This window comes from Marinobacter confluentis (assembly GCF_004785685.1).
Classification (GTDB): Bacteria; Pseudomonadota; Gammaproteobacteria; order Pseudomonadales; family Oleiphilaceae; genus Marinobacter; species Marinobacter confluentis.
Genome location: NZ_SRPF01000004.1, coordinates 279288 through 291411 on the forward strand (window position 1 = coordinate 279288; position 12124 = coordinate 291411).

Consider the following 12124-nt stretch of genomic DNA (forward strand, 5'->3'; position numbering starts at 1 on the left):
TAGATTAAGAAGAGGCCGGGAGCCAGACAATGAAAAATAGAGCCGGAAAACTCAGTATGGGACAGGGAGGCAACAAGCTCGTTGCCGGCCTGATCGCCGCGCTGATTGCATTGACCGTCCTGCTCGTCGCAGTACTGTTCATCCTCAACCGTGACAGTCAGCACGATCAGCAATACATCGCTCACGCTGCGGAACTGCGGGTTCTGTCGCAGGAAATTGCGAAGAACGCCACAGAAGCGGCGGGCGGTACCGACTCTGCCTTTGACGCCCTGAGGCGCTCCCGCGACGAGTTCGACCGACTCTGGGGCTATATCGTGGACGGCAACCCGGCGACCGGCCTGCCACCGAGTGACCTTGCCCAGGACAGCGGCGTACAGGAAACATGGCAGACCGTTCGCGACAACGCCGACAGCATTCTGTCCACCCGCGACGCGGTACTGGGGCTTCACGAAGTGGCCCGGACACTGAACGAAACCATTCCCCAGCTGCAGGTGGAATACGACGACATCGTTCAGATTCTTCTCGAAAACGACGCCCCGGCAGAACAGATCCAGCTGGCCCAGCGCCAGTCCCTGCTGGCAGAGCGTATTGTGCGTTCGGTCAACAACGTACTGTCCGGTGATGAAGACGCCGTTATCGCCGCTGACCGCTTCGGTCGCGACGCCAGCCTGTTTGGCCGGGTTCTGGACGGCCAGGTCAATGGCAACCCTGCCATGGGCATCACCCAGGTTACCGACGTTGATGCCGTCTACGGCCTTGAGGCCGTCGGCGAACTTTTCGAATTCGTGTCCCAGAACGTAGACGCCATCCTTGAAGCCTCTCCCGACCTCTTCAAGGTGCGTACTGCCGCCAGCGACATCTTTGCCAATTCACAGGTCCTGCTGGACGAACTCTCCAGCCTGGCCGAAGGCTTTACCAACCAGGCCGGCTCCCGCTTCATCAGCCCGACCCTGGCCTTCATCATTCTGGCCGCCATGGTGGGTATTGTCGTGATGATCGGCGTGGTGCTCTACCGCGAAGCCCAGGAGCGCCTGGCCACGACTCAGGAACAGAACGAGCAGAACCAGAACGCGATCCTGCGACTGCTGGACGAACTGGCCGACCTGGCCGATGGTGACCTGACCACTGAGGCCACGGTAACCGAGGACTTCACCGGCGCCATCGCCGACTCCATCAACTACGCGATCGACCAGATGCGCGGACTGGTACAGGCGATTCGTGGTACGGCGGTACGGGTGGCATCAGCCGCCCAGGAAACCCAGGCCACGGCCATGCACCTGGCGGATGCTTCCGAGCACCAGGCCCAGGAAATTGCCGGCGCCTCCGCCGCGGTTAACGAGATGGCGGTGTCCATCGACCAGGTATCTTCCAACGCTGCTGAATCCTCCGCGGTTGCGGAGCGGTCGGTTGCGATCGCCAAGAAAGGCGCGGAAGTGGTACAGAACACCATCCGCGGCATGGACAACATCCGTGAGCAGATCCAGGAAACCTCCAAACGTATCAAGCGTCTGGGTGAGTCTTCCCAGGAAATCGGCGACATCGTATCGTTGATCAACGACATCGCCGACCAGACCAACATCCTGTCCCTGAACGCCGCCATCCAGGCCTCCATGGCCGGTGACGCGGGCCGGGGCTTCGCGGTGGTTGCGGACGAAGTTCAGCGTCTGGCGGAACGCTCCTCTGCGGCAACCAAGCAGATTGAAGCGCTGGTTAAGACGATCCAGTCGGACACCAACGAAGCCGTTATCTCCATGGAACACACCACCGCCGAGGTGGTCCGTGGTGCCCGCCTGGCCCAGGACGCCGGTATTGCCCTCGAGGAAATCGAGAACGTATCCATGTCCCTGGCGGAACTGATCCAGAACATCTCCAACGCCGCTCGCCAGCAGTCGTCGTCGGCGGCACACATTTCCAACACCATGAACGTCATCCAGGAAATCACCTCGCAGACGTCCTCCGGTACCAACGCGACGGCGAAGTCTATCGGTAATCTTGCCGAAATGGCGTCTGAACTGCGGTCTTCGGTTGCCGGCTTCACCCTGCCGGAAGAAGACGACAACGCTGACATGGAAGAAGAGGAAGACGACGACGTTCCGGTGGTTAGCTAACGTTCGCGCTGAGGCTGCCTGCAGTTTATGGCTGAAACCCGCAACGACCTGACAACCGCCGATGGCATCTGGACACTGCGCACACTTCCAGGCATGGACGAAGCGCAGTTCAGCCAGTGGCAGGCACTGCTGGAACACAGAACCGGCATGACGCTGTCGGAGGGCCGCAAATCGTTTCTCGAAACCAACCTCGGGATTCGCATGCGGGAAATCGGCTGCAGCAGCTACCAGGCCTACTACGAGAAAATCGTATCCGGCCCGGAAGCCATCAGGGAGTGGGCAACGCTGGTAGACCGGCTGACCGTTCAGGAAACCCGTTTCTTCCGGGACCCGGACGCCTTCCGCCTGGTGTCGGATTACGTCATGACCCGGCCCAGAGAAGCGCTCAAAAAGAGGCCTCTGGAGGCTTGGAGCGTTGGATCCTCGACCGGGGAAGAGCCTTACACCCTGGCCATGGTGCTCAACGAATGCATGGAGGCGCTGGCGCTGAAACCCCTGTTTGGCGTGACCGGGTCAGACATCAGCAAGCCGGCCATCGACAAGGCTCAGTCCGGCCTCTTCAGTGCCAGAAAGCTGATGGGCATGGACGATGCCATGAAAAACCGGTACTTCCACCCGGCGCAGAGGAATACCGTTGAAATTGTTGAGAGCATCCGGGAGCGCGTGTGTTTTACGCGGTTGAATGTGCTTGATCTCAAGCATGCCCCGATGCATGGAATGAACATTATCTTCTGCCAGAATCTGCTGATTTACTTCCGGCGCTGGCGCCGAAGAGAGATAGTAAAACGGCTTGCAGAAAGGCTGGCGCCCGGGGGGTTGCTGGTGCTGGGGCAAGGGGAGTTGACCGACTGGCAGCCCCCTGGTTTACAGAGGGTACCCTCGGAACATGTGCTGGCGTGGATAAAGCGCCAGCCTGACGAAGAATAACCGGAGTGGTTATGGGCAATCACCATGACAGCATCGCCCTGGACTGGGTTCGTGGCGAAATACAGGACACGCTGACCCAGAGCCAGCAGGCCTTGGAAGCGTACGTCGATAATCGGGACGACACAGCGCGGCTGCGCTTTTGCCTGAACTATCTCCACCAGGTTCACGGTACTCTGCAGATGGTTGAGCTTTATGGCGCAGCCCTGCTAACCGAAGAAATGGAAAAGCTCACCCAGGCCATCCTCAACGAAACCGTCACCAATCTTGATGATGCGGTGGAAGTATTGATGCAGGCCATTCTCCAGCTGCCGCAATACCTTGAGCACCTGGCCAGCAGCCAGGACGATTTTCCGCTGGTACTGCTGCCCCTGCTGAACGACCTCCGGGCGGCCCGTGGCGAAACCCTGCTGTCTGACACCTCCCTGTTCAAGCCCGACCTTTCCCGGGCACGCAAGGGTGCTCCGGCGAATGTCTCCCAGCGTCTGCAAGACCCCAAAGTCCTGGGCCACGTCCGCAAACTGCGCCAGATGTTCCAGTTCGCCCTTGCCGGCGTGATCCGCGAGGCGGACCTGGACGCCCACTTCGAATACATGCAGAAAGTTATTGAGCGCCTGGTCCGGCTATGCAAGAACACGCCGCGGGGCGAACTCTGGAAAGCCGCAGGGGCGTTCGTGGAAACCCTTCAGGGCCATGTCAACCCGGTCAACGCGGCGGTCAAATCGCTTCTGCGTGAGCTGGACGCGGAAATCCGCAGGCTTACCGACGAGCACGTGGATATTCTCCAGCAGCCGGCGCCGGAAGCGCTGCTGAAACACCTGCTTTACTATGTCGCTCGCGCCCGGGACCTGGACACCGAAAAGGTCAGCGAACTGCGCGAAAGCTATCGCCTTGCCCAGGCGCTACCATCGGATGACGACGTTGATGCGGCCAAAGACCGCGTATCCGGCCCTGGCCGGGACGCCATCCATTCGGTTGTCAGCGCGCTCAACGAAGAGCTGGCCAAACTGAAAGACCAGCTGGACCTGTTTGTGCGCTCGGACCTGCGCCAGAACGACGAACTGGATGAGTTGCTACCGGGCCTGCGGCAGGTTGCCAATACCCTTGCCGTGCTGGGGCTTGGCATTCCGCGCAAGGTGGTCACCGAACAGATTGAGCTGGTAGAAAAACTCTCTGGCCAACAGGATGCCGTCGACGACGGTACCCTGATGGATATCGCCGGCGCCCTGCTATACGTCGAGGCCAGCCTGGCCGGCCTCGACAGCGAGCGCCAGCGCAACCGGGGCGGTAACCAGGAAGAACCGGACACCATCAATCTTGGCTCCCGGGAACTGGGTGAAGCCAGCAGTGCGCTCCTGCGGGAATCCCGCAACACCCTGGAGCAGGTGAAATCGGCCATCGTCAATTTCATCGCCTCACAGTGGGAAACCGGCGAAATCGAACACGTCCCCGGCCTGCTTCACAGCATCCGTGGCGGCCTGGCGCTGATTCCCCTGGACCGCGTGGCCGATATGCTGGCCTCGGCCGAACGCTACGTCACTGACGTGCTTCTTGGCGGCAAACAGATCCCCGACTGGAAGCAACTGGACACCCTGGCCGACGCAGTCACCAGCATCGAGTATTACCTGGAGCGTCTGGCCGACGGCATTGGTGAAAACGATAGCGTTCTGGCACTGGCCGAATCCAGCTTCCGGGAACTCGGTTTCCCTGTTGGAGAGGACCCGACCTGGGAGCACCCTGCCGACATCGAGGATCTGCCAACCATCAGCGCGGCGCCAGCGGAATCCGGCAGTGCGCCAGCGAAAAGCTCTGACCAGGAACTGCTGGATGACGAAATTCTCGGCATTTTTATCGAAGAAGCCGAAGAAGTTCTGGAAACAATCAATGAATTTTACCCCCGCTTGCGCCAGGCTTCCGATGATCGGGAAGCGCTGACGGAAGTTCGCCGGGCCTTCCACACCCTCAAAGGTAGTGGCCGGCTGGTGGGAGCTACCAGCCTGGCAGAGCTGGCCTGGTCGGTTGAAAACCTGCTTAACCGGGTCATCGACCAGACCCTGCGGGCCACCGACGATATGTTCAACCTGATTGATCAGGTGAACGCCCGGATACCATCGCTGATCAGTGAGTTCCGTGATGGCGAATCCGCCGGTGATGTTCAGCCGCTGATTGAACAGGCCGAAGCGCTTTCCACGACCCGCAAAACCGACGGCGAAGGCACTGCCCTGCACGCCAGCGAGGAAACGCCTGAAGCCGTCGAGGAAAAACCCGAGCCGGCTGCAGACGACAGCGATAACCTGATCGACGACGAAATCCTCGAGATATTTATCGAGGAAGCGGGTGAAGTGCTCGACACCATTCGCGAATACCTGCCAGCACTGCTGCGCCACCACGAAGACCGCACCGCCCTGTCAGAAGTCCGTCGCGCCTTTCACACCCTCAAAGGCAGCGGCCGAATGGTTGGCGCACTGGTTGTGGGCGAGCTCGCCTGGTCGGTTGAAAACATGCTCAATCGCGTGATTGATGGCAGTATCTTCATGAACGACGACATCGCCAGCCTTCTGGACGATGTCACCGCTACCCTGCCAGCACTGGTTGAAGACTTCGAGAAACAACGGCCACCATCTGAAGACACCAGCATTCTGGAAGCCCGTGCCAATGCCCTGGCAAACGGCGAGATTCCCGACACCACCGCAATGCCTGATTCCGAGGCTGACGACACCGTCGCAGAACCACTGGTGGATGACCTAGATAGCGCACCGCCACTGGCATCCGATACCGAAGAACCCGTTGACCCAGTGCTGCTGGAAATATTTGAGAGCGAAACCGAAACCCATCTGCAGACCTTGAGGGACTTCCTGGACGCCGCAGGGGACAAATCCAGCGTTGCCTACTCCGATGATCTCTCGAGGGCCCTGCATACGTTGAAAGGCAGCGCTCACACGGCGGGCATCGCTCCTATCGCGGCGGTGATCACGCCCCTTGAGCGATTTGTCAAAGAAGCCCGGGCACAGAACAAACGCGCCGACCGGGATGTCATTGAACAAATTGAAGAGGTGTGCACTTTCCTTACCCAGGGTCTTCGCCAGATCGCAGAGAACCCTCAGGCCGAGCTTCCCGGAACAGATGCCTTCCTCAAGCGGCTGGACGCGATATCATCTTCCACCCTGCGCAACCGAGCGGCAGAGGCCAGCGAAACTGAATCCCATACCAGCCCGCAGCTGGTGCAGCTGTTCCTGAGCGAAGGCCTGGATATCCTGCTGGATGCTGACCGGATTCTCGACGAATGGGCCTCTGACCCGGAACAGACCCAGCCACGGGACGTACTCAGAGACGAGCTGAACCGGCTCACCGAAGGCGCCAACGCAGCCAGGCTCAAAGACGTTGCGGACCTGTCCGAAGCCATTCGCCAGGCCTACGAGCGCACCGCGTCCAACGCCATCAGCCCCGATGAAGACTACTTCTTTGTTGTGCGGGCGGCTCACGAGCACCTGATCAATATGATGGACCAGGTAGCCGCCGGGCTGGCCACCGAAGCCAGCCAGCCGCTGATTGACGATCTCGCATCGCTGGCCACCGAAGACGCCTCGGAGCCGGAACCCGAAACGCCCAGTGCCTTTGACGAGGAATTTACGGACGATCTGGAAGAGATTGACCGCAGCCTTGATGACGATGTCGACGGCGCCGAAGATCCGGCCACAGAAGGCGAACAGGCAGAAGACGAAACACCACCCCTGCCGGAAACCGACGAGAAAATGGACGACGAGCTGGCGGCCATTTTCCTGGAAGAAGCCCGGGATCTGATCGACAGCACCGCCGACTCGCTGCATTCCTGGAGTGAAAGCACCGGCAATAATGAGCTTCTGCGCCTGTTACAGCGTGACCTGCACACCTTGAAAGGCGGTGCCAGGCTTGCCGATATAACGTCCATCGGCGACCTGTCCCACGAGCTGGAAAACCTGTTCGAAGGCCTTACCGAAAACCGGCTGGCTGTCACTGACTCTTTGTCAGAGCTGCTATTCCGTTGCCACGACCGCCTTGCGGGTATGGTCGATGCGCTGGAGCAACAGGAAACACCCAGACCGGCCCCGGATCTGATTAGTGAAATACACGCTTACATGGACAGCGCCACCGGGACACGCCCGGTTACGGACGTCAGTGGTCAGTCTGATCACACCGGTGACGACGACCCGCTGCCCGTGCCTGAACTGGAAGAACCGGAAACAGAACCAGCACCAGAACAGAATCAGCCGGAAGAAGAGGAACTGGCGCCAACAGATCTGTCCCATCTGGACCCTGAGCTGCTGGGCATTTTCCTGGAAGAAGCCTACGACCTGATCAATTCTACCGGCAGCCTGCTGCACAGCTGGACAGAAGACCCCTCCAACAGAGGTGTCGCGGCCGAGCTTCAGAGGGATGTCCACACCCTAAAGGGTGGCGCGCGGATGGCCGGTGTAGATGCCATCGGCGATCTGACCCACGTTCTGGAAGACCTGTTCGAAAAGGTAGCGGAAGGCCAGCTTGACGCCAGTGAGGAAATGAATGACCTGCTGTTTGCCTGCCACGACCGGCTGGCGAGAATGGTCGAGGAAGTTGCCACCGAAAAGCCCTGTCCGCCCGCCAACGATCTGGTCGCGAAGGTAAAAGCCATCCTCGCAGGGGAGCCACTGGACAGCGGGCCGACCGAAGCCGACAAACGGCAGCCGGACGATTTACCGGAACCGCAGCAGAGCGAGCCGTCTCTGGCCGATGCCATACCCAACGCCTCGGATGATGATCTGGTCGGCATCTTCCTGGACGAAGGCCTGGAAATTCATGAAGCCATCGGTGAATGTCTGGCCCAGTGGCGGGATGAGCCTGACGAGCTGCAGGGCGTTTCCCAGCTTCAGCAGGAACTGCATACCCTGAAAGGTGGTGCTCGCCTGTCTGATGTCGACCCGATTGCCGAACTGGCTGAAGCCTGGTCCGACGCCCTCGATCCGCTGATTGCCGGTGGTGGCAACCAACCTGGCCTGCTGGAGCTGAGTGGCAGAGCCCAGGAATCACTGCGCGCGATGCTGACCAGCCTGGAAGATGGCAACAAGCCTGAAGGCGACAGGGATCTCATCCGCGCGTTTGAACAGGCCCACCAGGAGACCGCGCCGGATCAGGCGTCGGAGCCTGCTACAACGCAGGCCAATGAAGACGAATCGGTCGATGCCGAAGTTCTGGAAATTTTCCTGGAAGAGGCCGGCGAGATTCTCGACCAGCTTGAGCAACTGCTGAGCGACTGGCACAAAGAACCCGCGAACCACCATTTCAATCAGGAAGCCCAGCGTGCGCTGCATACCCTGAAGGGCGGCGCGCGGCTGTCACAGCTGTCTGTTCTGGGCGACAAGGCCCACGAAATGGAAACCCGCCTGATTGACCTGGGCGGCAACAAACCAGCCGAGCAGGACTGGCAGGCGATCACCGCCGATCACGACGGCATTATTGCCCTGGTGAATGAGATCCGTCAGCGCTTTGAAAAAACCGGTAGCGTGCCGGCCCAGATCCAGACGCCTGCGACCGAAGCACCAGCGACCGAGGCCAAGAAACCGAAAGCCAAAAAAGGTGACACCAAAAAGGCAGAGAAAGCACAGGCGCCGGCCCCTGAACCGCAGCCCAAACCGGCCATACAGAAAAAGTCGCCGGCGAAAGAGCAAGGCGGTCAAGCCGCCCAACGGGCACCACAGGAAAATATCCGGGTATCTGCGCCCTTGCTGGATGAGCTGGTTAACCTGGCCGGTGAAACCAGTATTACCCGTGGCCGGCTTGAGCAGCAGACCAGTGACTTCAGCCATAACCTGGTTGAAATGGCCGCCACCATCGAGCGCCTGCGCGAGCAGCTGCGCCGCATGGAAATCGAAACCGAAACCCAGATCCTGTTCCGGGCCGAGAAAGAGCATGGGCCGGATTATGGCGACGACTTCGACCCACTGGAAATGGACCGCTATTCCGCGATCCAGCAGCTGTCCCGGGCACTGACAGAATCTTCATCTGACCTTGCCGATCTCCGGGAAACCCTGTCGGATCGCGTCCGGGATACGGAAACCCTGCTGGTCCAGCAATCGCGGATTAACACGGAACTGCAGGAAGGTCTGATGAAGACCCGAATGATTCCGTTCGCCTCCATGGTGCCCAGACTGCGCCGGATTGTTCGTCAGATCAGTGGCGAACTGGCCAAGAAAGTGGAGTTTGACGTTCGTAACGCCGAAGGCGAAATGGACCGCAACATTCTGGAGCGCATGATCGCGCCTCTGGAACACATGCTCCGTAATGCCCTCGACCACGGCATTGAAAAGCCGGCTGACCGCAAGAAAGCCGGCAAACCTGAAACCGGTGAAGTTACCCTGTCCCTGACCCGCGAAGGCGGTGACGTGGTGCTGCGGATGATTGATGACGGCGCCGGTATTCCCGCCAGCGTCATCCGCGAAAAGGCGATCAGCCAGGGCCTGCTGGACCGGAACGAGGAGCTCAGCGAGCGGGAAATCCTGCAATTCATACTTCAGCCCGGCTTCTCCACCGCCCAACAGGTCACCCAGATTTCCGGACGGGGCGTTGGGATGGACGTCGTCGCCAGCGAAATCAAGCAGCTGGGTGGCAGCCTGGACATTGATTCCACCCTTGGCAAAGGGACTGTCTTCACTGTTCGCCTGCCGTTCACGGTATCGGTCAACCGGGCACTGATGGTCTCTACCGGCGAAGACTTCTACGCCATCCCGCTGAATACCATCGAAGGTATTGTGCGGGTCAGCACCTATGAGCTGGAAGAGTATTACAAGCCGGATGCGCCGCTTTACGAGTACGCGGGCCAGGAATACCGCCTGCAGTACCTGGGCAGCCTGCTGAACAGTGATCACCATCCGAAGCTTCAGGGCCAGGCCCTGCCGCTGCCGGTGATTCTGGTTCGCGGCGCGGAGCAGCCAATGGCGCTTCAGGTCGATAGCCTGATGGGTAGCCGCGAAATCGTGGTTAAATCCCTGGGGCCACAGTTTGGCACCGTCCGTGGTGTATCAGGTGCAACCATCCTGGGTGACGGCAACGTGGTGGTGATCCTCGATCTGCCGGCAATGATCCGTTCCGACATCCTGTCAGAGCGTCAGCGCCTGGCCAGCCTGGAAAATGCCAAGGAGGCCAGCCGCAAGGCGGTTCAGGTAACCACGGTGATGGTGGTAGACGATTCGGTCACGGTACGGAAGGTCACCTCACGCCTGCTGGAGCGCAACGGCATGGAAGTGATCACCGCGAAAGATGGCCTGGATGCCGTGGCCCAGCTTCAGGACCACAAGCCGGATATTATCCTGCTGGATATCGAGATGCCGCGGATGGACGGCTTCGAAGTGGCGAGCTTCGTCAGGCACGACGAAAACCTGAAGGATACGCCCATCTGCATGATCACCTCTCGGACTGGCGAAAAGCATCGTGAACGGGCGCTGTCCATTGGTGTCAACGAGTACCTCGGCAAACCCTTCCAGGAAACCGAGCTGCTCGAAACCATCAGTCGGCTGACCGGTAATCAGTGATGCCCGGGGCGTCAGAACGACCGCAAGTCGGCATTGTTTCTGACATCGTCCTGCAGCGTCACCGTTTGCAGGAAGCAGCGTCCAGGTTTTGCCTGGACGTCTGTTTTTCCGGAGATCCGGACCGTTTGCTTGCCCAGCCGGGTTTTCCGGATGCCTGCCTATGGCTGGTGACACTGGAAGACGAGGCCGATCATCCTGCCCTGTTTGACCATCTTCTGGAAAATACCGACGTGCCTGTGTTGTTCGGGTTGGACCCGGCGCCAAAACCCGGATTCACCGAGTACTTCCGCTGGGAAAGACGGCTGCTTGATAAGCTTGAGCAGTCGCTGGGCCACCTCGAAAAATTCGATTCGGCAGACGCCATAGAAGAGCTGGCCCAGGAGTCACCCAAAGCGGCCGGAGCACCGGCTCTGCCCCACTGGATTACGCCTGCACCCGCTGGCTCAGTGGCCGAGCAGGTGTGGATACTGGGTGCGTCCCTTGGCGGGCCGGCAGCAGTTAAAACTTTTCTTGATAATCTGCCGGCAGGTCTGCCCGTTGGGTTCGTCTATGCCCAGCACATTGACAACAACTTCACCGATGTCCTGACCCGGGTACTGGGCCGTCACGCCCATTATCAATTGCGGAAAGCGGAAACCGGCTACCGGATCCGCAATGGCGATGTGGTGTTGATGCCGGTAGAGCATGAATGGACCCTGGACGACGAGGGCGCGCTGACAGAACGCAGCAGCCCCTGGCCCGGCCCCTATGGACCGTCCATTGATCAGGTGTTACTGAATATTGGTGACCATTACGGTTCCCGATGCAACGCCATTTTCTTCTCCGGCATGGGAAACGATGGAGCCATTGCCGCCCCCTTGCTGAAAGCCTATGGTAGTCGTATCTGGGTGCAGGAGAGTTCCAGCTGCGGCAACAGCTCCATGCCCGACTCTGTGGCCGCCACCGGCTGTACCGGATTCTGCGGCACACCCGAACAACTGGCCCGGGAACTGGTGAAAACAATTGAAGAGTCCTGCCTGCTGAAAGGTCGGCAGAAACGGGATTCCGCCTGAGGAAAAGTGCAATGAACGACAGTACCGATACCCTTTCCTGCGTCATGATTCCGATGAACGGCAGGCAGCTGTTACTGCCTAACGTGTCCATCGCCGAAGTGGTGGACTTTGCCGGCACTGAGGCACCGGCCGGCGGCCCGGAATGGCTGGCTGGCAAACTGGAGTGGCGAGGCCTGGACCTACCGATCATTTCCTATGATGCGGCAAACGGCGGCGCAGCCATCGCCACCGCTGGCAGTCGTGGGCGGATCGTTGTGCTCAATACCATCGGTGACCACCACGACCGGGTTCCCTTCATGGCACTGGTGACCCAGGGCATCCCCAGCCAGACTCGCCTTACTGAAGATCAGGTCAAGCGCCTTGATGGAGACACCGGCTCGGCGGATCTGATGCAGGTGGATGTCGACGGTGAAACCGCCTATATCCCCGACCTGGGATTTCTCGAGTCTCTGGCTATTGAGGCTTCACAGAACTGAAACAGGTCCCTGGCACTGGCGGA

5 protein-coding genes are annotated in these 12124 nt (G+C 59.7%); all 5 read left to right on the forward strand.

All coding sequences use genetic code 11. The features are described from left to right. Positions 1-29: 29 nt before the first annotated feature. Genes E5Q11_RS14365 through E5Q11_RS14385 form a run of 5 tightly spaced genes read left to right on the forward strand, consistent with a single transcriptional unit; the run spans position 30 to position 12101 of the window. Positions 30-2108 carry a methyl-accepting chemotaxis protein gene (locus tag E5Q11_RS14365; protein ID WP_168215668.1) on the forward strand — a complete coding sequence of 693 codons (2079 nt, stop codon included), beginning with the start codon at positions 30-32 and terminating at the stop codon, positions 2106-2108. 27 nt (positions 2109-2135) lie between these two features. Beyond that, positions 2136-3035: a CheR family methyltransferase gene (locus E5Q11_RS14370; RefSeq protein WP_135804135.1), complete on the forward strand. Its 900-nt coding sequence runs from the start codon at positions 2136-2138 to the stop codon at positions 3033-3035. Between the two features lie 11 nt (positions 3036-3046). Next, positions 3047-10573: an Hpt domain-containing protein gene (locus tag E5Q11_RS14375; protein ID WP_135804136.1), complete on the forward strand. Its 7527-nt coding sequence runs from the start codon at positions 3047-3049 to the stop codon at positions 10571-10573. After that, a complete protein-coding gene (locus E5Q11_RS14380; protein ID WP_135804137.1) occupies positions 10573-11625 on the forward strand; it encodes a chemotaxis protein CheB in 1053 nt (350 codons plus the stop codon). Before E5Q11_RS14375 ends, E5Q11_RS14380 begins: the two co-directional genes overlap by 1 nt. An 11-nt stretch (positions 11626-11636) precedes the next feature. Then, positions 11637-12101 (forward strand): chemotaxis protein CheW, encoded by a 465-nt coding sequence (locus tag E5Q11_RS14385; protein WP_135804138.1) that lies wholly within the window; start codon positions 11637-11639, stop codon positions 12099-12101. Positions 12102-12124: the final 23 nt, after the last annotated feature.